Below are 26,441 nucleotides of genomic sequence, written 5' to 3'. Positions count from 1 at the left end.
AACAACCAGTCAATTCGGGCAATTAGTGCTGGTCTGGTCCTGTGGCCGTCGCGCTCTGGTTAACCTGCCCATATGGCCCTTGGCACACCTTCTACCAGGACGGATCACGCGCGCACGGTGCGTGAGCTCCTCGCGTCCGGCAAGACTTCGTATTCGTTCGAGTTCTGGGCGCCCAAGACCGAGAAGGGCGAACGGAATCTCTGGAACGCGCTGCGGCGCGTCGAGGCGGTGGGGCCGAGCTTCGTCTCCGTGACCTACGGGGCCGGTGGCTCCACCCGGGCAGGGACGGTCAAGGCCACGCAGCAGATCGCCGCCGATTCCACGCTCACCCCGGTCGCGCACCTCACGGCGGTCAACCACTCCGTCGCCGAGCTGCGCAACATGATCGGGCAGTACGCCGACGCCGGGATCCGGAACATCCTCGCCGTGCGCGGCGACCCGCCCGGCGACCCGATGGGTGAGTGGGTCAAGCACCCGCAGGGCGTGCGGTACGCCGCCGATCTGGTCCGGCTCATCAAGGAATCCGGCGATTTCTGTGTCGGCGTCGCCGCATTTCCCGAGATGCACCCGCGCTCGACCGACTGGGACACCGACATCCGGCATTTCGTGGACAAGTGCCGGGCCGGAGCCGACTATGCGATCACGCAGATGTTCTTCAATCCGGAGGACTATCTGCGGATGCGTGACCGCGTGGTCGCTGCGGGTTGCGAAACCCCGATCATCCCCGAGGTCATGCCGCTGACCAGCGTCAAGCAGTTGGACCGGTTTGCGCAGCTCAGCAACGCTTCTTTCCCTTCCTCTCTGAAAGAACGCATCCTCGCAGCCAAGGACGACCCCGCCGCTGTACGCTCCATTGGCATCGACTTCGCAACGCAGTTCTGCGCGAGGCTGCGATCCGAGGGTGTGCCCGGACTGCACTTCATCACGCTCAACAACTCGACCGCGACGCTCGAAATCTACGAGAATCTCGGACTGCACAAGCAGTCGTGACCGGCCGTACCCGCCGCGATCCGGGGCGGTGGCCGTAGGAGGGGGCGGGCATGGGCTGGACGGTCCTCTACATCGCGTTCGGAATAGTCGCGCTGTGGCTGCTGGGCGAGGTGCTTCTGCAGTACAAGGCGCGGCTTCGCTGGCGTCTGCTCGCCTTCGCGGGCTTCGGCTGTGTGGTCGTCGGCGTGCTGATACCGTCCGTGATCGTCATCGCCGTCGGCGCGATCGCGTTCGCGACCGGTCAGACGTACGTCACGCTGTCCTTCCGGCGCGGCTTCTCCACCGGCTGGGCGATAGGGGGCAGGCCCGGCGCGAGCCGTCGCCGCCGGGGCGGGGGCGGCCGGGAGAGCCGAGAGCCCAAACTCGAGGTGTCGGGCCTGGAGATGGAGCACGACGAGCGGATCCCGGAGCGTGCCGACACCACCGCAGCGTCGTCCGAGGCACCCGGGGCCGCGGTCTACGCGCCGGAGCCGCTGCCGGACGACACCGGGCAGTACGGCGTCTACCACGCTCATCAGCGGTCGCAGCAGGGCCCGGGCGGACAGATGGATCAGCAGCCGCAGTACGCCGCGTACGACCCCTATGCCAACCCCTCGTACCCGGCGCCGGGGCAGGACTCCTTCGGCGGCCAGGACTCCTTCGCCGGACAGGGGCAGGGGCAGGGGCAGTACGACTACGGCACCGGCGAGCAGCAGTACGCCGCGTACTCCGACCCGTACATCGGGACCGGCGCCACCGGTGGCTCCACGCAGTACGCCCCGTACGACGGCTACGGCAACGGCTACGACGGCCCCCAGCAGTACGCCGCGGACCCGCACGCCCAGCAGCACCCCGAGACACCGCCCGGTGGTGTCTGGGTGCCGCAGCAGCGCGAGGGCGAGCAGTACCCGTCCACGCCTGCGGAGCAGCCCGCGCAGCCCACCCCGTACCCGAACGGCTACGGCAACGGCAACGGCAACGGCAACGGCAACGGCTACGACGAGCAGCAGCACCGCTACTGACGACGGTCCGGCAGGGGGCGGAGGGCCGCTGAGGAGACGGCGGGCGGTGCGTCCGCCCGCTTCTCCCTCACTGGGAGCCCCGGAACCCGTCCCCCTCGACGATCAGCCCGGCGACCAGCGCCCCCGACATTCCCGCATGGGCGAGCCCACCGCCCGGGTGCGACCAGCCGCCCGCGGCGTAGAGCCCCGGCAGCCGGGTGCGGTTGCCCGGATGCAGATACGCGCCCTGCGCCCCGGCGAGCGCGGGGGCGGGTACCGAGCCGCCCTCGGTCCCGGTGGCCGCCGCCGTCTCAGCAGGGGTCCGCACCTCGGCGTGGAGCAGCCGCTCCCGTATGCCGGGCACGGCGGCGCCGGCCACCTCGATCAGCGTGTCGGCGCACCGCTCGCGCAACGCCGGGTCCGTCCAGTCGACCGCACCGTGCGGGGCGACCGTCGCCATCAGCGTCACCGCCTCGTGCGCGTCGTCGGGGCGGGTCGACGGGTCGTCCGGGCGCAGCACCGTCACCGTGGGACGGCCGGCGAGCCCGCCACCGAACACCGCCTCGCGCTCCGCCGCGCCGTCCGCCGGATGCACCAGGGTCCGGTGCACGGCATCCGCGGGCCGGGCGCCGCGCAGCGACAGCAGGACCAGGAACCGACCCGGCACCACCCCCTGGCCCGGCCGCACCCCCACGTCGCCGTCCCGCCACAGTTCCTGACCGGGTACCAGGCCCGGACGCGGACGGGCTCCCAGCACCACATGACCGGCCTCGGCAACCGTCCCGTCCACGAGCTCGACGCCCGCCGCCCGGCCGTCCTTCTCGACGACCCGGGCCACCTCGGCGCCGAAGACGAACTCCACCTTCCTGGCCAGACACCGCTCGTACACCGCCTGTGCCAGGGCCCGGATCCCACCGGAGACGTACCAGCTGCCGAAGGTCTCCTCCATGTACGGCAGCAGGGCGGCCGCCGCCGGCGCACGCAGCGGGTCGAGTCCGTACGACAGGGCGTACCCGTCGAGAAGCGTGGCCAGCCGGGGGTCCGGCAGCTCCCAGGCGCCGATCTCGGCGACCGTGCCCGCCTGCCGGGCGGCGCGCAGCAGGCGGCGCTGCCGGAGCGCCGGATACGGATCCCGGCCGAGCACCTGCCAGTCGGAGCGCAGCGGCTCTTCGAGCAGCGGACGCCGGGAGCGGTCCCAGGCATCGCGCGCCCGGTCGAGGAACTCGCCCCAGGCCGCGCCCGCCCCGCCGCCGAGCGCGCTGTCCAGGGCGGAGACCACCCCGGCCCGTGACGCGTTCGGCAGCGAGACCGCCGTGCCGTCCGCGAAGACGTGGCGGCTCGCCGGATCGACCTGGGTCATGGTGACGCACCGCTCCAGCGGTTCCTTGCCCGTCTTCACGAACAAGTCCCGGTAGACCGCGGGCAGATGCAGCAGCGCGGGGCCGGTGTCGAAGGCGAAGCCCTCATGGGCGTACCGCCCGACCGAGCCGCCGAAGGTCCCGGACCGCTCGTACACCGTCACCCGGTGGCCTGCCACGGCGAGCCGGGCGGCCGCCGCCATCGCGCCCATCCCGGCGCCGATCACCGCAATACGTGCCATGTCAGTGACCTTAACGGCCACCTCCGACACTCAGTCCAGTGGCCAGTGCGAAGCGGCTCCGGCCAGGCGTTTCTCCTCGCGGCGCTGCGCCCTGCGGCGCAGGAAGCGGCGGATCTTGGAGGCCAGGAAGGCCAGTACCACCATGCCGAGCAGCAGGAACGTCCCGGCGATGACCGCTGCCACCAGCGGATGGAAAATCGCGAAGGTGACGATCCCCGCGACGCCCAGGTCCTCGGCCGTGCTCACCACGACATTGCTGAACGGTTCGGGGGAGGTGTTGACCGCCATCCTGGTGCCCGCCTTCACCAGATGACTCATCAGCGCGGTGGAACCACCGACGGCCCCGGCCGCGAGCTCCGGCAGCGAACCGCTCTCCCCGGCCAGCAGCGCCGCCACGACGGCCCCGGCGACCGGCCGGATGACGATGTGCGCCGAGTCCCAGACAGAGTCGACATACGGGATCTTGTCCGCCACCGCCTCGCACAGGAAGAGCACCGCGGCCACGACCAGGACATCGGTGCGCTGCAGCGACGCGGGCACCTCGTCGCTCAGACCGGTCGCGCCGAAGACACCGAGCAGCAGGACCACCGCGTAGGCGTTGATCCCGCTCGCCCAGCCGCTTGTGAACACCAGAGGGAGTACGGACACGGACGCGATCGTAACCAGATGGTGTGCGGCCCGGGGCGGGGATCGGTGCTCAGCTCTGAGTATCCGTACCTAGGCAAGGAGATGAGTAGCTGTGCGGATGGGTTCCGACCTGCGCGGACGGGAGAGTGGAGCCCACGGAGAGGGGCGCGGCACCGGCACCGCCGGCACGGGGCGGCGGAACGGATGCGGCACTTCTCCTGAACGGGGGAGTACGACGGAGAGCCCGGGACCAGGGGGAAACGGGGGTCGCGGGGGAATGCTCTCCGGCAGCACGGAAGACGCCGGTCCGGCGCAGGCTCGGGGGGATCGAGCCTCACCGGACCGGCGCCTTCGCATGTCCGGACGGGGAACCGCAGGAGCGGCACCCCGCCGCCGGGATCAGCGTCCGCTGACCCGCCCGTGCAGCAGCAGCGACAGCGCCGAGTGCACATCGTCGATCGACCGCTCCGGCTGGAACGCCTGCCAGTCGAGGGCGGCCACCAGCACCATGCCGACCAGGGCGGCCGCCGTCAGCGGGATGTCGATCTCCTCGCTGAGCTCGCCGTTCTCCACCCCCTCGCGCAGCACCCCCTCGACCACGGCGACGGCCTCCCGACGCACCACCAGGAGGGTGCCCTGCCAGGCCCGGTTGGTGCGCCACAGCTCGGCGACGTACAGCTGGGTGAAGGCCGGGTAGCGGTCGATGAAGGCCAGACCGGCCCTGATCATCGCGTCCAGGGCCTCGACCCTGCTGCCGCCGTGCTCCCCGGTCTCCTCGGCCGCGGAGCGCAGCGATGCCGTGAGCAGCCCGACGCCGTGGCGCAGCAACTCCTCGAAGAGTTCGGTCTTGCTCTTGAAGTTGTAGTAGACCGTGCCCTTGGCGACCCCGGCGCGCTCGGCGATCTCGTCCACCGTGGTCGCCGAGAAGCCCTTCTCGGCGATGAGAGTCACGGCCGCCTCGTAGAGCTTCTGCCGGGTGGCCTGGCGGCGCGTGGTGCTACTGCTTTCCATGCCCCTGATTCTCACAGGTTTGGACCCGCTCACAGGCTCAGCTCCGGATGAAGCCGGTCCAGGGTCCACACCTGCTTGCGGCGTGCGGCGACCGCGGTCAGGGCGAGCGCCCCCGCCGTGAAGGCCAGCAGCACCGCGACGGCCTGCCAGACCGGGCCGAGGCCGCCGCCCGTGATCAGCCGGCGCAGCCCCTCGACGACGTAACTCATCGGCAGGTAGGGGTGGATCGCGTTGAAGAATCCGGGGCTGGTCTGGACGGGATACGTACCCCCGGCCGAAGTCAGCTGGAGCATCAGCACCGCGAGCACGAGGATGCGTCCCGCAGCTCCGAACCGGGCGTTGAGCCACTGCACGATCGCAGCGAAGCAGCAGGTCACCAGCGCGAGGAAGCCGATCGTCCCGGCGGCACGGGTCATCTGCAGCCCGAGTCCCCAGTGCAGTACGGACATCAGGGCGGCCACCTGCAGCAGTCCGATCGCGGCCACCGGCAGCCATCCCGCGAAGGCGATCCGCCAGGCGGAGGCCCCTGCGGCGAGCGCGCGCCGGTTGAGCGGCTGGATCAGCATGTACGCCACCATCGCGCCGACCCAGAGGGAGAGCGGGATGAAGTAAGGGGCGAAGCCGGTGCCGTAGTTGGGGGCCGCGTGCAGCGACTTGGAGGCCAGCTGCACCGGATCGGCCATGACCTCCGTACGCGCGTCGCGGTCCTTCTTGTCGTAGTCGGGGATCTGGCCGACGCCGTCGTTGAGTCCCTCGGCGAGGGTGGTCGAGCCGTCACCGAGCCGGATCAGCCCGCCGTCCAGGTCGGCCGCGCCCTTCTTGAGGTTGCTCACGCCGCTGTCCAGGTCGGCGGAGCCCGTCCTGGCCGTGGCCAGGCCGGTGTGCAGTTCGTTGGCTCCCTTGGCGACCTTGTGGGCACCGGTGTTGAGCGCGTTGACCTTCTCCACGGCGGACTTCAGGTCCTTGTCCAGGCGCGGTGCGCTCCCGGCCAGGTCGTTGGCCTGCTGCTGCAGCGTGGTCAGCTGGGCGCGCAGTTTCTTCAGGTCGCCGTTCTGGTTCGTGACCAGCGTATTCACCTCGTCGGCGACCTTCGCGACGTCGGCCGCCGCTGTCTTCGCGCGCTTCAGCGGCGGGCAGACGGTGGGGTCGGCGGGCGGCTGCTCCGTGCAGCTGGTGCGGTAGACCTCGGTCAGTTCGCCGGAGGCCGTGTGGGCGGTGGTGGCCGCGGTGGGCGCCGCCTTCACCAACAGGTCGAGGTTGTCCCGCACGGTCTGCGTGGAGTCCGAGACCAGCCGGGCGGTGTCGCCGATGGACTTGCCGTTGTCCTTCAGGAACGGGCGGACGTCGGCCGCCACGCCGTTGACCTTGTCGGCGAGCAGCTGGGTGCCGTCGGCGACCTGCCGGGAGCCGGTTGCCAGGTCGTCGGCGCCCTTGTCCAGTTTGACGATCCCACCGGCCAGGTTGCTGCTGCCGTCCTTGGCGTTCTTCAGCCCGTCCGCGAGATCCTGCGAACCCTTCTTCGCCTTGCCGATGCCGCCCTTGAGGTCGTCGGCACCCTTGGCCGCCTTCGCCGTGGCGTCGTGGAGGTCGGAGAAGCTGATGAAGATCTGGTCGAGGAAGTTGCGTGAGGTGTTGGTCGACGCGGCGGTGCGCACTTCGGAGAAGACCGACCGGGAGATCTGCCCGACGATGTAGTTGTTGGCGTCGTTGGTCCGCACCTGGAGCGCGCTGGTCTCCGGGGAGTCGCCCGAACTGGAGGCGATCCGCTCGCTGAAGTCCGACGGCATGGTGAGCGAGAGGTAGTACGTACCGTCCTCGACGCCCTTGTGGGCCTCGGCGGAACTCACCTCGTGCCACTCGAAGGTCTTGGAGTCGAGGAGCTTGCCGGTGATCTCGTCGCCGACCGCGATGCGCTTACCGGCGGCGGAGGCGCCCTTGTCGTTGTTGACGAGTGCGACCGGGATCTTGTCGAGGCGGCCGTACGGGTCCCAGAAGGAGCACAGGTACAGGGCGCCGTAGAGCAGCGGCAGCAGCAGGAGCGCGATCAGTGCGGCGACCGGCAGCTTTCCCCTGCCGAAGCGCCTCAGCTCAAGCGCGGCCAGTCTCGGCGAACGCATCGGCCGGTCCCTCCTCGGTCGTGGTCTCCGCGGCCGCGGCATCCTGTGTGTCCGCCGGCGCGGCAGTGGTGTCGGTACGTACGGTGATGGCGTCCTCGGGCGCCTGGCTGCACACGGCCAGCACGGTCGTGCCGCCATCGGCGACGGACCGCAGCAGCTCCCAGGCCTCGGCGCGTTCGGCGTCGGAGAGCTTGAGATCGGTGTCGTCCACCGCGAGCAGCCGGGGCCGGCCGATCAGCGCGAGGGCGATGGACAGCCGCAGCGCCTCCAGCCGTTCCAGATCCCGTACGGAGGTCCGCTCGGCCCTGGGCAGGGTGGCGAGGTCGAGTCCGGCGGCTTCCAGCGCCGCGTCGATCCGCCCCCGTGCGGCGGCGACGCGCTCGGCGCGGGGACGCAGCAGAGCGCGCAGCGAACCGTCGAAGCGGCGCTGCAACAGGGCTCGCTCGCGCAGGTGCTCGGCGACGGTGAAGGCGGGGTCGAGCTCGCTGACCCCGGTCACCGGGCCCAGTGCGCTGATGCGGCGTACGGCGGCCATCTTGCGCGGCAGGCGCAGTCCGCCGATCTCCGCCCGGCCCTCGGTGGGGCGCATCCGGCCGGTGAGGGCGAGCAGCAGGCAGGTACGGCCGGAGCCGGACGGGCCCTCGACGGCCACCAGCGCGCCGGGCCCGGCCTTGATGTCCACGCCCCGGAAGGCCCAGCCGCGCGGTCCCTTGAGCCCGAGATCCTCGGCGGTGACAGCTGCCCCGTGCGGGCTGTCCACAGACTCTCCCTTGTTTTGAACTGACCAGTCAGTCCAAAAATGTAGCCCGAACTCGCAATCGAAGCAAAAGCGCAGGTCAGGGGGTGGGCTAGGTCGATTGTCAGTGGTGCCCGCCACGATGGATGCATACGGCCACGGAGCCGTTACACGAGACAGGAGGTTTCGTCATGGCCCACTCGTCCGCAGCAGCCGCACCGCGGCGCCGCGCAGACGGCCCTGCCCCCTCACTGACCGGCCCGGCAAGCGATCTCCATCCCGTTCCGCGCCGCACCACGGCGCCGCCCGCCGCACTCGATCTGCTCGCCCAGGCCCGCGCCGGCCTCGACGAGGCCGCCGTTCTCGATGTTCCGAACGAGCGGTACGCCACCGCCCACCTCGCCGCGCTGCGCACCGCCGCCGCCGTGCTCGCCGCGCGGGGCCGCCCCGAGACCTCCAGGCGCCGCCGGGAGCGGATCCGCAGCGCCTGGGAGGTCCTCCCGGAAATAGCTCCCGAACTGACCGAATGGAGCGCGCTGTTCGCCTCCGGTGCCCGCCGCAGGGCCCGCGCGGAAGCCGGCATACCGGGTGCGGCCAGCCGACGGGACGCCGACGACCTGCTGCGTGACGCGGGGATGTTCCTGCGCCTGGTCGAGCGGCTGCTGGTGCTTCAGCCGGTGCTCCCACAGGCCCGCAAGGAGCGGCCCGACGCGGGATGACGGCGACGGCGGCGCGAGGCAATAGGGTGGACAGCACCTGCACCACCTGCACTGTTCACGCTCCGCCGTCAGCGGCGGCACCGTGCCGAGGAGTCATCTGCCGTGTCGGACCAGCTGCGCCCCCGCGCCTCCCTCCGTACCGCCGTGGTCTGGGAGGTGCTGAAGGACGCCCTCGACCATCAGGTCAAGGCGACCGGCAGGGACGCCCTGGATGTTCTGGACACCGGCGGCGGCACCGGCAACTTCGCGGTCCCGGTGGCCCGCCTCGGCCACCGGGTCACCGTCGTCGACCCCAGCCCGAACGCGCTCTTCGCCCTGGAGCGCCGCGCCGCCGAGGCCGGGGTCGCCGACCGGGTCCACGGAGTCCAGGGCGACATCCACGGCCTGTTCGACGTGGTCGAGCGCGGTGGTTACGACGCGGTGTTGTGCCACGGAGTCCTGGAGTACGTGGACGACCCCGCCGAGGGCGTGCGCAACGCGGTCGAGGCGCTCCGTCCGGCGGGTGCGCTCAGCCTGCTCGCCGCCGGGCTGGGCGGCGCCGTCCTGGCCCGGGCGCTCGCCGGGCACTTCACCGAGGCCCGGCAGGCGCTCGGCGACCCGGCGGGCCGCTGGGGCGCGGGCGACCCGGTACCCCGGCGCTACACCGTGGAGCAGCTCACCGAGCTGGTCTCCGCGGCCGATGTCGAGGTCGGTGCGGTCCACGGCGTACGGGTCTTCGCCGACCTCGTACCGGGGGTCCTGGTGGACACCGAGCCCGGTGCCATGGATGCCCTGCTCAAGCTGGAGGCGGCGGCGGCCGAGCTGCCCGCCTTCCACGCGGTCGCGACGCAGCTGCATGTACTGGGCACGAAGCGCGCCTGAGGCATTCCGGGCACGCAGCGCGGCCGGGCGTGGCCGCGGGCGAGTGGTAGCGCGGCTGTAGCACGGCTGATCAGGGAAGCAGCCGCAGATGGAGTACGGCCCAGGACCCCCGATCGGGGGCTGCGCCCCGTATGATCGGGGGACACCATCCGGCATGACGGATCGGAGGTTGGGGAATCTACGCCTCAGCAGCCGAGCCGTCGTGGCGGCCCGGACTGGCTGATTGGCAAAAAGAGGGCGGGTTTCACGGGGGCGATTCCCTGCCTATCCTGGAAGGGCCGCATACCGGCCGCCCCCCGCGGCCGACAACGAGGAGGACTCCGTGCCGCTCTCGGAGCACGAGCAGCGAATGCTCGAGCAAATGGAGCGAGCGCTGTACGCCGAAGATCCCAAGTTCGCTACAGCGCTCGAGGGAAGCGGGCTGCGTACGTATACCCGGCGACGGGTCTACCAGGCGGTCGCAGGCTTCCTGGTGGGTATCGCGCTCCTCATGGCCGGAATGGTCGCCCAGCAGATCTGGATCAGCGTGGTGGGGTTTCTCGTCATGCTCGGCTGTGCGGTCCTTGCGGTCACGGGCTGGCGCAAGGCGCCCAAGCCGGGCGAGCGACAGGCAGCCGGAGGCGGTGGCGACAGCCGTCGGCCCAGGCAGCGCCGGACCGTGATGAACCGGATCGAGCAGCGGTGGCAGCGCCGCCGTGACGAGCAGGGCCAATAGGGCCCGGACAGTCTTCGGGTGAGGGGCGGCCGCGGTTTCGCAGCCGCCCCTCACGCGTGCCCGGGTAAGGCCGGGCCGGCCGTCCTCCCCGGCTTTGCCTTCGGCCCCGGGCAGGCCCGGGAAATCCTCCAGCCCGTACGGCCATCCAGGGGGCAGGGGGACAGGGGGCTGCCGTGACCGGGCCTTGCGGTGGGGCCGGGCCTTGTCCGTTGCCGGGGGCGGGAGGACCAAAGGCGAGAGGGCGGCGGAACGTCGGCGGGCGGTGCAGGGGAGGGCTGGGCCTGCTTGCTGTCGGGAGCGAGCGGGTGCCGGGCGGCCAGGGAGAGGGCCAGGGCGATTCGCGTTGATTCGCCGCCGAGGCGGGTGGGGGAGCGGACGAGTGGGCGGGCACAGGGGAAGGCTGGTCCCGTCGGCCGCTCGCCGTCCTCCCTTCGCCGGGCCCGCTGAGCGGCCCACGGGGCCGTGAGGGCTGCCGGCGAGGTACGGGGAGCGCCGGGCCCGGCCCGTCCACTCACCGGTGTACGGAGGGCGTGCGGGTGCCGGGCGGACCAGGGCGCCTGCCTGCCGGCCGGCCCGGTCGGGGATCGAGGACGGAGGCGGGCCGCAGGCCCATGCCTGTCCCGTCAGCCTTGCCGGCGGGACGGCCGCATCATCCTTGCGGGCACCCTGCTGACGTCTTCCTCCATTCGCCCCGGGCGGAACGGCCGCACCATCCTCGCGGCCGTCCCGCCCGGATCCCGTTACTCCCCCTGCCGAAACGGGGCGGACAGCGCCGTCCTTGCGGGCGCCCTGTGCATGTTCCTCCCGCTCACCCCTGCTGCCGGGACGGCCGTCGCAGCCAACCCGTCCACCGCACCCGGCCCCACCGAGCCGCCCACCTGCCGGTGAACGCCGTCCAGCGGTCGGCTGCCGCCCAGATCACCCGAACAGCCGAGCGTGGTGCCACGACCGCGCGGGCCCGGGCGAACCGGCCGGCCGACGCCCGCAGGCCCGCCCGTACCGCCTCCACATCCTCCGTGAGCCCGGTACCCGACCGGGGCTCCGGGGCGTAGAGCACCTGCTCCACCGCCCCCGCCACCCGGTGCACCGCGGCGGCCCCGTCGGGTTCGAGCTGCCCCAGCCGCACCACCCGGGCCGCCGCCCTGCGCGGCGTCAGGGAGTCGTCCGGCCCGATGCCGTGGTCCCACGCCGTGTCGATGATCTCCTGCCAGGCCGCCAGCGTTCTGGCCGTTGCATCCGCCGGCGTGCGCCCTGCGGAGAAGTTCAGCCTGTGCTTGCGCACCCGAAGCCGCCACAGCAGCGGCAGCAGCGGCAGTATCAGGATCACCAACGCTCCCAGAACCACCCCGAGAATGGTGCCCGGGGGCGTCCCGGAATCCGTCGGGGCCACCACCCCCGGCGCCGCCGAGCTGCCGCACTCGCCCTGCTTGCGCATCTGGGCCGGGCAGCTCTCCTCGACGGACGGGCCGACCGTCGGAGCGGCCGAGGGGCCCTCCTCCGGCTGAGCCGGGTCGGCCGTGTCGCCCGTCGGGGCGTCCGGCTGGGTGTAGGACGGGGCGCTGCCCCGCGTCGGGGTCGGCTCGAAACGGGTCCACCCGACACCCTCGAAGTACAGCTCCGGCCAGGCGTGCGCGTCGCGCAGCCCCACCGACATCGAACCGTTCGACTGCTGGGTGCCGGGTGTGAAGCCCACCGCGACCCGGGCCGGAATGCCCAGCGTCCGCGCCATCGCGGCCATCGTGAACGAGAAGTGGACACAGAAGCCCCGCTTCTCCTTCAGGAACCGGCCGATCGCCGTGCTCCCGGTGCCCGAGTTCACCGACGTGTCGTAGCTGAAGCCGCCCTCCGAGGCGAAGAAGTTCTGCAGCTTCACCGCCCGCTCGTAGTCGTTGCTCGCACCCCTTGTCACCTGGTCCGCGGTCTGTCCGACCACCTTCGGCAGGGAGTCGGGAACGCGGGTGTACTCGCGCTGCAGAGCGGCCGGTGCGGCTCCCGCCGCGGCGAGCTGATCGGCGGTCGGCCGGACCACCAGACTGGAGACCTCGTACTGCGCACCACGGGTCGTCTCCCCGCCGTCACCGACGAGGGTCCGTCCCGTCGGCTCGTACCGCCAGCGTCCGCCGATCCTGACCTCGGTCGCGGGGTAGGGGAGCGGCAGATAGGTCTGCTGGTAGGAGCGGGACGCGGAGATGTTCGAGCTGACTTCCGTGACCATGACATCCGGGTCGAGCCCCTCCGGGTCCGGGAGCCGCTTCGGCACACTCTTCAGCCGGCGTGTGGAGGGCCGCCACTCGTTCCCGTTGAACTGGTCCAGGGCCAGGATCCGCAGATAGAAGTCCTGCGGGTCGGCGGAATTGGTGCGGTAGGACATCACCTCCCGGTTCTCCGGCTGGTTCAGGTTGTCCTGCAACGAGACCAGGGGGTTCACCGCGGAGATGGTGCCGCCGCCCCCCTTGCCGCCCTCGCCGCCCGTACCGGCCAGCAGACCGCTGTCGAGTGCGGGCAGCGCCGCCGGTACGAACAGAGAGATCCCCAGCGCCAGCGCACCGATGCGGCGTCCGGTGCGGACCGGGGCCGTCGGGCGGCCGTCGGAGATCGCCGCACCGGCCGCCGGACCGCCCCGGGAGCCGGTCGCTCCGCCGAAGACCCGCCCCCACTGGGAGAGCCGGTCCCGGCCCTCGGCCAGCAGAAGCAGCAGATAGCCACCGGCCGCGAGCAGGAACCAGAGCCAGTCCGCTCCGCCCTCGGAGAGTCCCGCGGCGACCGAGTACAGGGCGAGAAGCGGCAGACCGGCCGGGGCCGCGCTGCGGAACGTCACAGCGAGGGCGTCCACGACCAGGCCGACCAGCAGGACACCGCCGATCAGCATCAGCCGGATGCCGTCCGTCACGGGCGCCGGAGCCGCGTACCTGCTGACATCATCGGCGCCCGACGCCAGCAGATGTGCGAGCTGCTGGACGGCCTCCGGACCGGGCAGGACACCGATCAGCGCCTGCCCCCTGGCGAAGACCACCGTGAGCAGGACCAGCGTGACCACCGCCTGCGTCGCGACGATCAGCATCCGGGGCATGGGCACCCGGCGGGCGAGCGCGCCCATCCCGCTCTGGACCCCCAGCAGCAACGCCGCCTGCAGGATCCACCCGGCGGGCTCGACCAGTGGCAGCAGCGAGCCCGCCGCCATCAGCGTCGCCGCGAAGGCGCACAGCGTCAGCCGACCGCGACCGCTCATGACCATCCCCCGGAGAAACCTGTCGTGTCACCTGTGGCGCCGCCGACGGCGGCGGACGGAGTCGTCACGCCGGGATGTCCCGCCGCTTGCTGCCAGTAGGGGGTGAGACCCGTCCCGGGCGTCACCGCCACCGCCGTCCAGCCCGATTCGCGCAGCATCCGGAGCCGCCGTTCGAACGCCGCGTCCGCCCCCGTGGGCGGGGCGTCGTCGTACACCCAGGCCGAGCTGCCCAGTACGAACGCGACGGCACCGCCACTGCGCTGCCGCATCCTGGCCGCCACCGCCGCCTGCTCCTCGTCCAGATCGCCGAAGAACGCGATCAGCAGTCCCTCGTTGCCGCCGCGCAGCACGTCGTACGCGCGCGACAGGCCGCCTCCGTCGGAGTGGTCGACCACTGCCAGGGTGTCCATCATCAGCCCCGCGGAGTCGGCCGACTCCTGCGTCGACCCGGCGAAGCCTCCCTCGCCCTCGCCCGGAACCGCGTTCCCGTCGTCGGTCAGCAGCCGGACGGCGAAGCCGCGCTCCAGCATGTGCACCAGCGTGGACGCGGCCCCGGACACCGCCCACTCGAAGGCGGAGTCGGGCCCCGACCCCTGATAGGCGATCCGCCGGGTGTCCAGCAGCACCGTGCACCGGGCCCGCTGCGGCTGCTCCTCGCGGCGCACCATCAGCTCGCCGTAGCGCGCGGTGGACCGCCAGTGGACGCGGCGCAGATCGTCGCCGTGGCGGTATCCGCGCGGAATCACGTCGTCGTCACCGGCCAGCGCCAGGGAGCGCTGCCGCCCCTCGCCGTACCCCGAGGCCTCGCCCGCCAGCCGCACCGGCGGCAGCGGCTCGGTCCGCGGAATGACGACGAGGGTGTCGTACGCGCTGAACGAACGGGTCAGCTCGCACATCCCGAACGGATCGCTCAGCCGCAGCTGCAGCGGTCCCAGCGGATAACGCCCACGCAGATCCGACCGCACCCGGTAGGACACCTCGCGACGGCCGCCCGACTCCACCCGGTCCAGCACGAACCGGGGCCGCGGCCCGAGCACATAGGGCACCCGGTCCTGCAGCATCAGCAGCCCGGTCGGCAACCGGGACACATTCTCCATCCGCAGATGGACCCTCGCCTCCGTGCCCGCGGGAACCCTGGACGGCGAGAGCCGCCTGGTGCCGGCGACCCGGTAGCGGGTACGGATGAGCACCACCACACAGACCAGCGGCAGCGCGGCGAGCAGCAGCCCGACCCGCAGCAGGTCCGCCTGGCCCAGCACATAGGCGCAGACCGCCGCGGCGACACCGGCCGCGAGGAAGGACCGCCCACGCGTGGTCAGGCCGCTCAGAGCGGCCCGCAGATCACCCCTGTCGTCGCCGTCGTCCCCCGCGGCCGGCCCCCCGGCAGCCATCACACCCGCCGTACGCCGGACTGCGGCCGGCCGTACGCCGGTCGGCCCGGGTGGTGCTGGGGGTGCACCTGGGCACCGGCGGTCGGCACCGGTGTCTGCTGGAGGATCTCCAGGACGACCTGCTCGGCGGTACGGCGGTTCAGCTGGGCCTGTGCCGTCGGCAGCAGCCGGTGCGCGAGCACCGGGGCCGCCAGCGCCTGCACATCGTCCGGCAGACAGTAGTCCCGGCCGCCCAGTGCGGCGGACGCCTTCGCCGCGCGCAGCAGATGAAGGGTGGCCCGCGGCGAGGCGCCGAGCCTGAGATCGGGGTGGCTGCGGGTGGCCGCGACGAGCTCCACCGCGTACCGTCGTACGGCGTCGGCCACATGGACCGTCCGTACCGCGTCGATCAGCTTCACGATGTCGTGGGCGTGGGCCACCGGCTGCAGATCGTCGAGCGGCGGGATCCCGCCGTGCACATCGAGCATCCGAAGCTCGGCGTCCGCACTCGGATAGCCGATCGACACCCGCGCCATGAACCGGTCACGCTGGGCCTCGGGCAGCGGATAGGTGCCCTCCATCTCCACCGGGTTCTGGGTGGCCACCACCATGAACGGATCGGGCAGCTCGTAGGTGTGCCCGTCGATGGTGACCTGGCGTTCCTCCATCGACTCCAGCAGCGCCGACTGGGTCTTCGGCGAGGCCCGGTTGATCTCGTCGCCGATCACGATCTGGGCGAAGATCGCGCCAGGCTTGAACTCGAAGTCGCGTCGCTGCTGGTCGAAGACGGACACACCGGTGATGTCCGAAGGCAGCAGGTCCGGCGTGAACTGGATGCGCCGCACCGAGCAGTCGATGGACCGTGCCAGCGCCTTGGCCAGCATCGTCTTGCCGACGCCGGGGACATCCTCGATGAGGAGATGCCCCTCCGCCAGCAGTACGGTCAGCGAAAGCCGTACGACCTCGGGCTTGCCCTCGATCACGCTCTCCACCGACCTGCGCACCCGCTCCGCAGTCGTGGTCAGATCTGTGAGGCTCGCTCGATCGTCATAGGTCGTCACCCGGCCCTCCTCGGCCCTGTCCCGCGCTCACCAGGAGCAGGGGATTCCCCAGTCACGGGCCGTCGCGCGCGCAGCGGCCCGGCCCACCCCGAAACACGGACACCCCGCCGGGAACGTCCCGGCGCAATGCCACACGCGCATTCTTGTTGCCGTTACCGCTTCGTGTCACTCGCCTGTGGATAAGTCGGGGCGATATGTCGGGTTCGGTGGAGTTGTCGACTCCTTGTGGGGGGCACCCGGACGGTCAGGAGACGGGAAGGATCTCGCGCAGCAGTCCGCTGGTCACATCGAAGACGAAGCCGCGGACGTCGTCGGTGTGCAGCAGGAACGGCGAGGTGCGTACGCGCTGCATCGACTGCCGTACGTCCTGGTCCGCGTCCTTGTACGCCTCGACCGCCCAGACCGGACGCTGGCCGACCTCCACCTCCAGTTCCTGGCGGAACTCCTCGGTGATCGATTCCAGGCCGCAGTTCGTGTGATGAATGAGTATGACGCTGCGGGTGCCCAGGGCCCGCTGGCTGATGGTCAGCGAACGGATCACGTCATCGGTGACCACACCGCCCGCGTTGCGGATGGTGTGGCAGTCGCCGAGCGACAGGCCGAGCGCGTCGTGCAGGTCGAGCCGGGCGTCCATGCAGGCGACCACGGCGACGCGCAGCACCGGCTTGGCGTCCATGCCGGGGTCCTCGAATCCGGCGGCGTACCGGGTGTTCGCCTCGACGAGGCGGTCGGTGACCGTGCCTCCCGGGCGCGCCCGGTCGGCGGGGGGCGCGGAAGGCCCGGTGGAAGAGTGTGCGGAAGTCGACATGGATATGACGTTAGCTCCCGGCGGTGGCCGCGTCGTGCTGTGGGAAGGGACAAAGAACGTCAACGAGGCTTGTTGTGAGGTAACCCACAAGCTTCGCAGTTGTTCATCCGGCCGGGTGAACCGGGGGCGGGGCGACGCGCTGTCCGGCTGATTGATCGGGAATCGATCGAATGGCAGGGTGGACTAAAGTGACGGGAAGTACTGACACCCTGCACATTCCGTAGATTTCCCCCGTGTGCGGCGTACGTACGGTCCGGCCCTCTCCCGCTCGCCGGTCGGCCGACGCCTCTTCCCCGGCGCCGGCCGTCCTCCCCTTCCGAGCGGGCGGGGACCAGGCCGTACGTGCCACCGCACGGGACCTGAGCCTGAGAGGGCGCATGAGCCAGACCCGACACGTCCCGGTGATGCTCCAGCGGTGCCTGGATCTGTTGGCTCCGGCTCTGGAGGCGCCGGGACCGCAGCGGCCCGTGGTCGTCGACTGCACCCTCGGCCTCGGCGGACACAGCGAGGCGCTGCTCTCCTCCTTCCCCTCCGCGCACCTGATCGCGCTGGACCGGGACAAGGAGGCGCTGCGGCTCTCCGGCGAGCGGCTCGCCCCGTACGGAGACCGGGCCACCCTGGTGCACGCGGTCTACGACGAACTGCCCGAGGTGCTCGCCCGGCTCGGCGTCCCGAAGGTCCAGGGCGTCCTCTTCGACCTCGGCGTCTCCTCCATGCAGCTGGACGAGGCCGACCGCGGATTCGCGTACGCCCAGGACGCCCCGCTCGACATGCGCATGGACCAGACGGCCGGCATCAGCGCGGCCGAGGTGCTGAACACCTATCCGCCGGGCGAACTGGTGCGGATCCTGCGGGCGTACGGCGAGGAGAAGCAGGCCAAGCGGATCGTGTCCGCGATCGTGCGCGAGCGCGAGAAGGAGCCGTTCAGCAACAGCGCCCGGCTCGTCGAGCTGATCCGCGACTCGCTGCCGCAGGCCGCCAAGCGCACCGGCGGCAACCCCGCCAAGCGCACCTTCCAGGCACTGCGCATCGAGGTCAACGGCGAGCTCGCCGTTCTGGAGCGGGCCATTCCGGCCGCCGTGCAGAGCCTCGCGGTCGGCGGCCGCATCGCCGTCCTCTCCTACCACTCGCTGGAGGACCGGCTGGTCAAGCAGGTCTTCGCGGCGGGCGCCGCCACGACCGCGCCGCCCGGACTGCCGGTGGTCCCCGAGCGCTACCAGCCCCGGCTGAAGCTGCTGACCCGCGGCGCCGAGCTGCCCACGGAGGAGGAGGTCGCCGAGAACCGGCGCGCCGCTCCCGCCCGGCTGCGCGGCGCCCAGCGGATCCGCGAGGAGGAACGATGAGGGTCCGGCGTCCGGGAGTCCGGACACCGGTGACGCCCGGGGCGGCGCGGTGAACAGAGCGGCCGGGCAGTTGAGAGGGCGAGCGGCGCGGCTCGCCCGGCTGATGCCGTCCGGGCCCAGCAACGCGGCCCGTACCCCCTTCGTGCTGCTGGTCGTGCTGCTCCTCGGCGGCGGTCTGATCACGCTCCTGGTGCTCAACTCGGCCCTGAACGAAGGATCGTTCAGGCTGAGCGAGCTGAAGAAGCGGACCACCGAGCTCACCGACGAGCAGCAGGCCCTCCAGAACGACGTCGACAACTACTCCAAGCCGGATGCCCTGGAGCGGCGCGCCCGTGAACTGGGCATGGTGCCCGGCGGCAGCCCCGTCTTCCTCGGCCCGGACGGTACGGTCCGCGGTGTACCGGCGGAGTCCACCGCCGAGCCGGCCCCGGCGCCGCCGCGGCGGAAGTCCGGTCCCCCCGCGACCGCACCGTCCGCCGGCGCCCCTGCTCCGGCCACCGGCTCGCCCTCGCACTCTTCCGCGGCACCGTCCGCCCTCTCGGGCGGGTCCGTGAAACCCAGCACCTCCGCGGCCCCGCCCGCCGGGCCGCGTACCCCGGCAGACCAGCCCCCGACCAGCCCCGGCAGGTGACGCAGTGTCTCCCAAGGAACCACCGCGCCGCCGGGTCCCCGGCCCCGCGCGCCCCCGCGGCGCCGCCGGCGGCCAGGCCCGCCCCCGGCCCGCCGCCCGCCGCCCCTCCTCCCCGGCACCCCGGCGCCCGGCGCCCCGTGCGCCCCGCAACCGTCCCGCGCGCGTCCTCCGCCTCGGCAACCCGCGCCCCCGGCTCCGGCTGGTCAGCTTCGCTCTGACCCTCGTCATGCTGGTGTTCGTCGTCCGGCTCCTCCAGGTCCAGGCCGTCGACGCCAACGCGTACGCGGCCAAGGCCGAGAAGAACCGCTACCTCAGCTACACGATCTCGGCCGAGCGCGGCCAGATCACCGACCGCAGCGGCATCGCGCTGGCCACGAGCGTCGACGCGTACGACATCACCGCCGACCCGTCGATGTTCACGCCCGAATTCAGCAAGGCCCCCGACGCGCCCCGGCAGGCGGCGGCGCTCCTCGCCCCGATCCTCGGCACCGACGCCGCCGGGCTGACCGCGAAACTGTCCAAGAAGGGCCGGTACACCGTCCTGGCCCGTCGCCAGACCCCGCAGGTCTGGAACCAGATCAAGGACCTCAAGTCCGTCTTCGCCGAAAAGGCCGCGAAGGACAAGGCGGCCGGCGGTCCCGGAGCCAACGTGCTGGCCGGGGTCTTCCAGGAGTCGACCACCAAACGCGTCTACCCCAACGGAGAGCTCGCCGCCGGAATACTGGGTTATGTCAACGCCGACGGCAAGGGCGCGGGCGGCCTCGAATCGCAGCTGGACAAGGAGCTGGCGGGCGAGGACGGCAAGATCAAGTACGCCCAGTCCGGCGGCCGGCGGGTGCCCACCGCGGGCACCCAGGAGGTCCCGGCCGTCGCCGGGTCCGACATCGAGCTGACCATCGACCGCGACATCCAGTGGGCCGCCCAGCGGGCCATCACCGACCAGGTGAAGAAGTCCAAGGCGGACCGCGGCTACGTGGTCGTGCAGAACACCAGGACCGGCGAGGTCCTCGCCATGGCCAACGCACCCGGCTTCGACCCCAACGACCTCTCGCGGGCCGACGCGGCGTCGCTGGGCAACGCGGCCCTCCAGGACGTGTACGAGCCCGGCTCCACCAGCAAGGTCATGTCCATGGCCGCCGTGCTGGAGGAGGGCGTTGCCACCCCCGGCACCCACGTCACCGTCCCCAACCGGCTGCACCGAGGCGACCGGCTCTTCAAGGACGACATCGACCACCCCACCTGGTACCTGACACTCAACGGCGTACTCGCCAAATCCAGCAACATCGGCACCATCCTGGCCACCGGAGAGCTCGGCAGGACCCAGGCCGAGGCCAACCGCGTTCTCTACTCCTACCTGCGCAAGTTCGGGATCGGCTCGCCGACCGGTCTCGACTACCCGGGCGAGACCCCCGGCATCCTCGCCAAGCCCGGGGACTGGTCGACCTCGCAGCAGTACACGATCCCGTTCGGACAGGGCCTCTCGCTCAACGCCATGCAGGCCGCCTCCATCTACTCGACGATCGCCAACGGCGGGGTCCGCGTCACACCCACGCTGGTCCGCGGCACCAAGGGCCCGGACGGACACTTCGAGGCCGCCCCCGCTCCCGAACGGAGCCGGGTGGTCAGCGAGAAGACCGCCAAGACGCTCGCCGCCATGCTGGAGTCGGTGGTCGGAGACGAGGAGGGTACCGGAACGAAGGCCAAGATCCCCGGGTACCGGGTGGCCGGAAAGACCGGTACGGCCAACCGGGTCGACCCGGTACACGGCGGCTACCGCGGCTACACCGCGTCCTTCGCGGGCTTCGCGCCGGCCGACAACCCGCAGATCTCCGTCTACTGCGCGATCCAGAACCCGACCAAGGGCAGCTACTTCGGCGGCCAGATCTGCGGACCGATCTACAAGCAGGTCATGGAATTCGCGCTGAAGACCCTCCAGACCCCACCGTCCGGCAACAAGCCGGCCCGGCTGCCGGTGTCCTTCCAGCCCGGCGAGTGAACACGGGGAGACCGACCAGTGACAACCATCACCCCCGATCCCGGGAACCGGAACGGGAACCACCGGAACGCCGCCCCCTCACTTCGCGAGAGGCCGGGTGCGCCCGGTACGCTCACCGCCGTGCCCCACGCTGATCAGTTCCAAACCACCCAGAAGGACGCCCCTGTGAACTACCCGGGAGCGCCCCGTCCGGACCGGATCGGGCCGACACCCCTCGGCGAGCTGGCAGCCCGGCTGGGAGTCGAACCGCCGGGGACCGGCGAGGTCACCGGCATCACCCACGACTCGCGGGCGGTCCGCCCCGGTGATGTGTACGCAGCCCTGCCGGGCGCCCGCCTCCACGGTGCCGACTTCGCCGCGCAGGCGGCCGGTCTCGGCGCGGTGGCGGTCCTCACCGACCCGGCCGGCGCCGAGCGCGCCGCCGCCACCGGACTGCCGGTGCTGGTCACCGAGGACCCGCGCGGCCGGATGGGCGAACTCGCCGCCGAGATCTACGGACGGCCCGGTGCCGACCTCCTCCAGATCGGCATCACCGGAACCTCGGGAAAGACCACTACCGCGTACCTCATCGAGGGCGGATTCCGCGGCGCCGGGCGTGCCACCGGGCTGATCGGCACCGTGGAGACGCGGATCGGCGACGAGCGCGTCAAGTCCGAGCGCACCACCCCCGAAGCCACCGACCTGCAGGCCCTGTTCGCCGTCATGCGCGAACGCGGGGTCGACTCGGTGACGATGGAGGTTTCCAGCCACGCCCTGGTGCTCGGGAGGGTCGACGGCTGTGTCTTCGACGTCGCGGTCTTCAACAACCTCAGCCCGGAACACATGGAGTTCCACTCCGGGATGGAGGACTACTTCCAGGCCAAGGCGCAGCTCTTCACCCCGCGGCGCAGCCGGCAGGGCGTCGTCAACTTCGACGACGAGTACGGCCGCAGGCTGATCGGCGAGGCGTCCGTCCCCGTCGTCACCTTCTCCGCCGAGGGGCACCCGGACGCCGACTGGCGTGCCGAGGACGTCGAAGTCGGGCCGCAGGGCTCCACCTTCACCGTCGTCGGCCCCAAGGACGAGCGGATCGCCGCCCAGGCCCCGCTGCCCGGCCCGTTCAACGTCGCCAACACCCTCGCCGCGATCGTCACGCTCGCCGTCGCGGGCCTGGACCCGCAGACCGCGGCCGACGGTGTCGCCGCCGTTCCGGGCGTCCCCGGCCGGCTGGAACGCGTCGACGCCGGACAGCCGTACCTCGCGGTCGTCGACTACGCGCACAAGACCGACGCCGTCGAATCCGTGCTGCGCTCCCTGCGGAAGGTCACCGAGGGCAGGCTGCACGTCGTCCTCGGCTGCGGCGGCGACCGCGACACCACCAAACGCGGGCCGATGGGCGCCGCCGCGGCCCGCTTCGCCGACACCGCCGTACTGACCTCCGACAACCCCCGTTCCGAGGACCCCCTCGGAATCCTCGCCGCAATGCTCGCGGGCGCCGCCGAGGTGCCCGTCCACGAGCGGGGCGACGTCCTGGTCGACGCCGACCGGGCCGCCGCCATCACCGCCGTGGTCGCCCGCGCCGAGCCCGGTGACACCGTGCTGATCGCCGGCAAGGGCCACGAGCAGGGCCAGGACATCCACGGCGTGGTACGCCCCTTCGACGACCGCGTGGTCCTGCGCGCGGCCATCGAACGTTCCCTGGGGCATGGCGGTGCCGAGAGCACCGCCCACCGCGCCCACACCCACGAGAACAGTCAGGGATGACCAAGTGATCGCCCTTTCCCTCGCCGAGATCGCCGAAATCGTCGGCGGGCAGTCGCACGACATACCCGATCCGGCAGCAACCGTCAGCGGGCCCGTCGTCATCGACTCGCGAGCGGTGGAGCAAGGCAGTCTGTTCGTCGCCTTCGCCGGTGAGCGGGTCGACGGCCACGACTATGCGCAGCGCGCCGTCGAGGCGGGCGCGGCAGCCGTGCTGGCCGCCCGCCCCGTCGGTGTTCCGGCGATCGTCGTCGATGACGTCGTGGCCGCCCTCGGCGCGCTGGCCCGCGCCGTCGTCGGCCGCCTCGGCACCGCCGTCGTCGCCCTCACCGGCTCCGCGGGCAAGACCTCCACCAAGGACCTCATCGCCCAACTTCTCGAACGCAAGGGGCCCACCGTCTACCCGGCGGGCAACCTCAACAACGAGATCGGCCTGCCGCTCACCGCCCTGCGCGCCACCGAGGACACCCAGCACCTCGTCCTCGAAATGGGCGCACGCTATGTCGGCGACATCCGGTATCTCACCGGCCTGGTCCCGCCCCGGATCGGTCTTGTCCTCAACGTGGGCACCGCCCACATCGGTGAGTTCGGCGGCCGCGAGCAGATCGCCAGGGCCAAGGGCGAGATGGTCGAGTCGCTGCCCGAGGACGGCCTCGCCGTGCTCAACGCCGACGACCCGCTCGTGCGTGCCATGACCTCCCGTACGAAGGCCCGGGTGCTGCTCTTCGGCGAAGCCGCGGATGCGGACGTACGGGGAGAGAACGTCCGTCTCACCGACGACGGCCGTCCCGCTTTCAAGCTCCACACACCCACCGGGTGCAGCGACGTGACCATGCGCCTGTACGGTGAGCACCACGTGTCGAACGCGCTCGCCGCGGCCGCCGTCGCCCATGAGTTGGGCCTGTCCGCAGACGAGATCGCCGAAGGGCTCTCCGAGGCGGGCACCCTCTCCCGCTGGCGCATGGAGGTCACCGAGCGTCCGGACGGCGTGACGTTCGTCAATGACGCCTACAACGCGAACCCCGAATCCATGAAGGCAGCGCTGCGCGCGCTGGCCGCCATGGGGAAGGGCCGGCGTACGTGGGCGGTGCTCGGCCCCATGGCCGAGCTCGGCGACGCCTCGCTCGCCGAGCACGACGCGGTCGGGCGGCTCGCCGTCCGGCTCAACGTCAGCAAGCTCGTCGCAGTCGGGGGCAGAGAGGCCTCCTGGCTGCAACTGGGCGCATACAACGAGGGTTCGTGGGGTGAGGAGTCGGTGCACGTGTCCGACGCGCAGGCTGCCGTCGACCTATTGCGCAGTGAACTGCGCCCGGGAGACGTCGTGCTGGTGAAGGCGTCCCGGTCGGTCGGCCTGGAGCAGGTCGCCATGGCACTGCTGGAGAACGCGTCCGAGGGCGAGGTCGCCGGCCGATGAGGCAGATCCTCTTCGCGGGAGCCATCGGGCTCTTCCTGACCCTGGTCGGGACTCCGCTGCTGATCAAGCTGCTGGCCCGCAAGGGATACGGGCAGTTCATCCGGGACGACGGACCGCGTACCCACGGCTCCAAGAAGGGCACGCCCACCATGGGCGGTATTGCCTTCATCCTGGCGACGATCATCGCCTACGTCCTGGCGAAGGTGATCACCGGCGAGGAGATGCGCTTCTCCGGTGTGCTGGTGCTCTTCCTGATGGCAGGCATGGGGCTCGTCGGCTTCCTCGACGACTACATCAAGATCGTCAAGCAGCGTTCGCTGGGTCTGCGGGCCAAGGCGAAGATGGCGGGCCAGCTGATCGTCGGTATCGCCTTCGCGGTGCTCTCGCTCCAGTTCGCGGACAAGCAGGGCAACACCCCGGCCTCCACGAAGCTGTCGTTCGTCGCGGACTTCGGCTGGTCGATCGGCCCGGTGCTGTTCGTCGTCTGGGCCCTGTTCATGATCCTCGCCATGTCCAATGGCGTGAACCTGACGGACGGCCTGGACGGCCTGGCCACCGGCGCATCGGTGATGGTCTTCGGCGCGTACACCTTCATCGGGCTGTGGCAGTTCCAGGAGTCCTGCGCCAACGCGACGACCCTGACCAACCCCAATGCCTGCTTCCAGGTACGCGATCCACTCGACCTCGCGGTCGTCGCCTCCGCGCTGATGGGTGCCTGCTTCGGCTTCCTGTGGTGGAACACCTCGCCCGCCAAGATCTTCATGGGTGACACCGGCTCGCTCGCCCTCGGCGGCGCCCTCGCCGGTCTGGCGATCTGCTCCCGCACGGAGTTCCTGATGGCCATCCTCGGCGGTCTCTTCGTGATGATCACCATGTCCGTGGTCATCCAGGTCGGCTCCTTCAAGATGACCGGCAAGCGGGTCTTCCGGATGGCGCCGCTCCAGCACCACTTCGAACTCAAGGGGTGGTCCGAAGTCCTTGTCGTGGTCCGCTTCTGGATCATCCAGGGCATGTGCGTGATCGTGGGACTCGGTCTCTTCTACGCGGGATGGGCAGCCGAGAAGTGAGCAACCAGGACTGGCAGGGCAAGCACGTCACCGTCGCGGGACTCGGAGTCTCCGGAATCCCGGCGGCCATCGTGCTGCACGGCCTCGGGGCCGTCGTCACGGTGGTCAACGACGGGGACGACGAGCGTTCCCGTACGCAGGCCGCGGAGCTGGAGGCGCAGGGCATCACCGTGCGCCTCGGCGACGGGGCGACCCTGCCCGAGTCCACCGAGCTCATCGTCACCACCCCGGGCTGGAAGCCCGACAAGCCGCTCTTCACCGCAGCCGCCGAGGCGGGCGTCCCGGTCTGGGGCGACGTCGAACTCGCCTGGCGGCTGCGCGGCGAAGGCGGCAGGGAACCGGCACCCTGGCTCGCGGTCACCGGTACCAACGGCAAGACCACGACCGTACGGATGCTCGCCTCGATCCTGGAGGCGGCCGGGCTGCGCACCGCCGCGGTCGGCAACATCGGCGTCTCCCTCCTCGACGCCGTCCTCGGTGACGAGGAGTACGACGTACTCGCCGTCGAGCTGTCCAGCTACCAGCTGCACTGGGCGCCCTCGCTGCGCGCCCACTCCGCGGCCGTCCTCAACCTGGCCCCCGACCACCTCGACTGGCACGGCTCCATGGAGGCGTATGTCGCGGACAAGGGACGGATCTACGAGGGCAACCGCGTCGCCTGCGTCTACAACGCGGCCGAGATGGCGACCGAGGACCTGGTTCGCGAGGCCGACGTCGAAGAGGGCTGCCGCGCCATCGGTTTCACCCTGGGCACACCGGGCCCGTCCCAACTGGGCGTCGTCGACGGCGTCCTCGTCGACCGCGCCTTCGTGGCGAACCGGCAGAAGCAGGCCCAGGAGCTCGCCGAGGTCACCGACGTCAACCCGCCGGCCCCGCACAACATCGCCAACGCCCTGGCGGCCGCGGCCCTGGCCCGCGCCTTCGGTGTCGAGCCCGCGGCCGTACGGGACGGCCTGCGGGCCTTCCGCCCCGACCCGCACCGTATCGAGCACGTCGCGGACGTCGCCGGGGTCGCGTACATCGACGACTCCAAGGCAACCAACACCCACGCCGCCGAGGCGTCCCTCGCCGCCTACGACCCGATCGTCTGGATCGCCGGCGGCCTCGCCAAGGGCGCCACGTTCGACGGGCTGGTGACCGGGGCCGCAGGGCGGCTGCGGGGCGTCGTACTGATCGGCCGGGACCGGGCCCTGATCCGCGAAGCCCTCGCGCGACACGCCCCCGAGGTCCCGGTGGTCGACCTCGACCGGACCGACACTGGGGCGATGTCCGAGGCGGTCCGCGAGGCGGCACGGCTCGCCCGGCCGGGAGACACCGTACTGATGGCCCCGGCCTGCGCCTCCATGGACATGTTCGTCAATTACAACAAGCGGGGCGAGGCGTTCGCGGACGCGGTCCGCGCACTCGCCGCAGAGAGCGCCTGACG

General features: G+C 71.4%; 21 protein-coding genes. 12 read left to right on the top strand and 9 right to left on the bottom strand.

The features are described from left to right. The first annotated feature begins 72 nt into the window (after positions 1 to 72). Positions 73 to 990 (top strand): methylenetetrahydrofolate reductase [NAD(P)H], encoded by a 918-nt coding sequence (gene metF, locus ACF08M_RS04505; RefSeq protein ID WP_392183733.1) that lies wholly within the window; start codon positions 73 to 75, stop codon positions 988 to 990. A 50-nt stretch (positions 991 to 1,040) separates the two neighbouring features. After that, on the top strand, positions 1,041 to 1,991 hold the full coding sequence (locus tag ACF08M_RS04500; RefSeq protein WP_392183732.1) for a hypothetical protein: 951 nt from the start codon (positions 1,041 to 1,043) through the stop codon (positions 1,989 to 1,991). Positions 1,992 to 2,058: 67 nt separating this feature from the next. On the opposite strand, the gene ACF08M_RS04495 is transcribed toward ACF08M_RS04500, so the two are convergent. The 5 genes from ACF08M_RS04495 to ACF08M_RS04475 form a co-directional block, all read right to left on the bottom strand. After that, on the bottom strand, positions 2,059 to 3,570 hold the full coding sequence (locus ACF08M_RS04495; RefSeq protein WP_392183731.1) for a phytoene desaturase family protein: 1,512 nt from the start codon (positions 3,568 to 3,570) through the stop codon (positions 2,059 to 2,061). Between the two features lie 30 nt (positions 3,571 to 3,600). Further along, entirely contained in the window at positions 3,601 to 4,218 is a 618-nt protein-coding gene (locus ACF08M_RS04490; RefSeq protein WP_392183730.1) for a DUF4126 domain-containing protein, read from the bottom strand. 378 nt (positions 4,219 to 4,596) lie between these two features. Next, positions 4,597 to 5,208, bottom strand: a complete 612-nt coding sequence (locus tag ACF08M_RS04485) for a TetR/AcrR family transcriptional regulator (RefSeq protein ID WP_392183729.1) — start codon at positions 5,206 to 5,208, stop codon at positions 4,597 to 4,599. Positions 5,209 to 5,237: 29 nt separating this feature from the next. Continuing rightward, positions 5,238 to 7,325 (bottom strand): YhgE/Pip family protein, encoded by a 2,088-nt coding sequence (locus tag ACF08M_RS04480; protein ID WP_392183728.1) that lies wholly within the window; start codon positions 7,323 to 7,325, stop codon positions 5,238 to 5,240. Then, complete coding sequence (locus ACF08M_RS04475; protein WP_392183727.1) at positions 7,297 to 8,085, bottom strand: ATP-binding cassette domain-containing protein; 789 nt, start codon at positions 8,083 to 8,085, stop codon at positions 7,297 to 7,299. Before ACF08M_RS04475 ends, ACF08M_RS04480 begins: the two co-directional genes overlap by 29 nt. Positions 8,086 to 8,252: 167 nt before the next feature. On the opposite strand from ACF08M_RS04475, the gene ACF08M_RS04470 reads away from it, so the two are divergent. The 3 genes from ACF08M_RS04470 to ACF08M_RS04460 all read left to right on the top strand — a co-directional run bounded on the left by ACF08M_RS04470 (position 8,253) and on the right by ACF08M_RS04460 (position 10,356). Continuing rightward, positions 8,253 to 8,780, top strand: coding sequence for an SAV_6107 family HEPN domain-containing protein (locus tag ACF08M_RS04470; protein WP_392183726.1), 528 nt, complete (start codon positions 8,253 to 8,255; stop codon positions 8,778 to 8,780). A gap of 102 nt (positions 8,781 to 8,882) precedes the next feature. Further along, a complete protein-coding gene (locus ACF08M_RS04465) occupies positions 8,883 to 9,641 on the top strand; it encodes a class I SAM-dependent methyltransferase (RefSeq protein WP_392183725.1) in 759 nt (252 codons plus the stop codon). A 322-nt stretch (positions 9,642 to 9,963) separates the two neighbouring features. Further along, on the top strand, positions 9,964 to 10,356 hold the full coding sequence (locus tag ACF08M_RS04460; protein ID WP_362204555.1) for a DUF3040 domain-containing protein: 393 nt from the start codon (positions 9,964 to 9,966) through the stop codon (positions 10,354 to 10,356). 808 nt (positions 10,357 to 11,164) lie between these two features. On the opposite strand, the gene ACF08M_RS04455 is transcribed toward ACF08M_RS04460, so the two are convergent. From ACF08M_RS04455 to ACF08M_RS04440, 4 genes are all read right to left on the bottom strand, one after another. Next, positions 11,165 to 13,585, bottom strand: coding sequence for a DUF3488 and DUF4129 domain-containing transglutaminase family protein (locus ACF08M_RS04455; protein ID WP_392183724.1), 2,421 nt, complete (start codon positions 13,583 to 13,585; stop codon positions 11,165 to 11,167). Continuing rightward, positions 13,582 to 14,976, bottom strand: a complete 1,395-nt coding sequence (locus ACF08M_RS04450; RefSeq protein WP_392183723.1) for a DUF58 domain-containing protein — start codon at positions 14,974 to 14,976, stop codon at positions 13,582 to 13,584. The genes ACF08M_RS04455 and ACF08M_RS04450 overlap by 4 nt, the downstream gene beginning before the upstream one ends. Beyond that, positions 14,976 to 16,016, bottom strand: a complete 1,041-nt coding sequence (locus ACF08M_RS04445) for an AAA family ATPase (RefSeq protein WP_392183722.1) — start codon at positions 16,014 to 16,016, stop codon at positions 14,976 to 14,978. The genes ACF08M_RS04450 and ACF08M_RS04445 overlap by 1 nt, the downstream gene beginning before the upstream one ends. 244 nt (positions 16,017 to 16,260) lie before the next feature. Next, positions 16,261 to 16,824 carry a beta-class carbonic anhydrase gene (locus tag ACF08M_RS04440; protein ID WP_392183721.1) on the bottom strand — a complete coding sequence of 188 codons (564 nt, stop codon included), beginning with the start codon at positions 16,822 to 16,824 and terminating at the stop codon, positions 16,261 to 16,263. A 377-nt stretch (positions 16,825 to 17,201) separates the two neighbouring features. On the opposite strand from ACF08M_RS04440, the gene rsmH reads away from it, so the two are divergent. The 7 genes from rsmH to murD are packed head-to-tail and all read left to right on the top strand — an operon-like array spanning position 17,202 to position 26,439. After that, positions 17,202 to 18,167, top strand: coding sequence for a 16S rRNA (cytosine(1402)-N(4))-methyltransferase RsmH (gene rsmH, locus ACF08M_RS04435; RefSeq protein ID WP_392183720.1), 966 nt, complete (start codon positions 17,202 to 17,204; stop codon positions 18,165 to 18,167). A 49-nt stretch (positions 18,168 to 18,216) separates the two neighbouring features. After that, on the top strand, positions 18,217 to 18,798 hold the full coding sequence (locus ACF08M_RS04430) for a septum formation initiator family protein (protein WP_392183719.1): 582 nt from the start codon (positions 18,217 to 18,219) through the stop codon (positions 18,796 to 18,798). A gap of 4 nt (positions 18,799 to 18,802) precedes the next feature. Then, entirely contained in the window at positions 18,803 to 20,794 is a 1,992-nt protein-coding gene (locus ACF08M_RS04425) for a peptidoglycan D,D-transpeptidase FtsI family protein (RefSeq protein ID WP_392183718.1), read from the top strand. A gap of 18 nt (positions 20,795 to 20,812) precedes the next feature. Further along, a complete protein-coding gene (locus ACF08M_RS04420) occupies positions 20,813 to 22,537 on the top strand; it encodes a UDP-N-acetylmuramoyl-L-alanyl-D-glutamate--2,6-diaminopimelate ligase (RefSeq protein ID WP_392183717.1) in 1,725 nt (574 codons plus the stop codon). Between the two features lie 4 nt (positions 22,538 to 22,541). Further along, the gene (murF, locus tag ACF08M_RS04415) at positions 22,542 to 23,948 is read left to right on the top strand and encodes a UDP-N-acetylmuramoyl-tripeptide--D-alanyl-D-alanine ligase (RefSeq protein ID WP_392183716.1); all 1,407 of its coding nucleotides are present in this window, start codon (positions 22,542 to 22,544) and stop codon (positions 23,946 to 23,948) included. After that, entirely contained in the window at positions 23,945 to 25,015 is a 1,071-nt protein-coding gene (mraY, locus tag ACF08M_RS04410) for a phospho-N-acetylmuramoyl-pentapeptide-transferase (protein ID WP_392183715.1), read from the top strand. The genes murF and mraY overlap by 4 nt, the downstream gene beginning before the upstream one ends. After that, entirely contained in the window at positions 25,012 to 26,439 is a 1,428-nt protein-coding gene (murD, locus tag ACF08M_RS04405; protein WP_392183977.1) for a UDP-N-acetylmuramoyl-L-alanine--D-glutamate ligase, read from the top strand. Before mraY ends, murD begins: the two co-directional genes overlap by 4 nt. Positions 26,440 to 26,441: the final 2 nt, after the last annotated feature.

This window comes from Streptomyces sp. NPDC015032 (genome assembly GCF_043080425.1).
GTDB lineage: Bacteria > Actinomycetota > Actinomycetes > Streptomycetales > Streptomycetaceae > Streptomyces.
This window is presented reverse-complemented; position numbering and strand designations above follow the sequence as displayed.

Bases quoted from the DNA above. Each gene is read 5' to 3' on its own strand.
- metF (WP_392183733.1), top strand. From the start codon at position 73: ATGGCCCTTGGCACACCTTCTACCAGGACGGATCACGCGCGCACGGTG.
- ACF08M_RS04500 (WP_392183732.1), top strand. From the start codon at position 1,041: ATGGGCTGGACGGTCCTCTACATCGCGTTCGGAATAGTCGCGCTGTGG.
- ACF08M_RS04495 (WP_392183731.1), bottom strand. From the start codon at position 3,570: ATGGCACGTATTGCGGTGATCGGCGCCGGGATGGGCGCGATGGCGGCG.
- ACF08M_RS04485 (WP_392183729.1), bottom strand. From the start codon at position 5,208: ATGGAAAGCAGTAGCACCACGCGCCGCCAGGCCACCCGGCAGAAGCTC.
- ACF08M_RS04480 (WP_392183728.1), bottom strand. From the start codon at position 7,325: ATGCGTTCGCCGAGACTGGCCGCGCTTGAGCTGAGGCGCTTCGGCAGG.
- ACF08M_RS04470 (WP_392183726.1), top strand. From the start codon at position 8,253: ATGGCCCACTCGTCCGCAGCAGCCGCACCGCGGCGCCGCGCAGACGGC.
- ACF08M_RS04455 (WP_392183724.1), bottom strand. From the start codon at position 13,585: ATGAGCGGTCGCGGTCGGCTGACGCTGTGCGCCTTCGCGGCGACGCTG.
- ACF08M_RS04450 (WP_392183723.1), bottom strand. From the start codon at position 14,976: ATGGCTGCCGGGGGGCCGGCCGCGGGGGACGACGGCGACGACAGGGGT.
- ACF08M_RS04440 (WP_392183721.1), bottom strand. From the start codon at position 16,824: ATGTCGACTTCCGCACACTCTTCCACCGGGCCTTCCGCGCCCCCCGCC.
- rsmH (WP_392183720.1), top strand. From the start codon at position 17,202: ATGAGCCAGACCCGACACGTCCCGGTGATGCTCCAGCGGTGCCTGGAT.
- mraY (WP_392183715.1), top strand. From the start codon at position 23,945: ATGAGGCAGATCCTCTTCGCGGGAGCCATCGGGCTCTTCCTGACCCTG.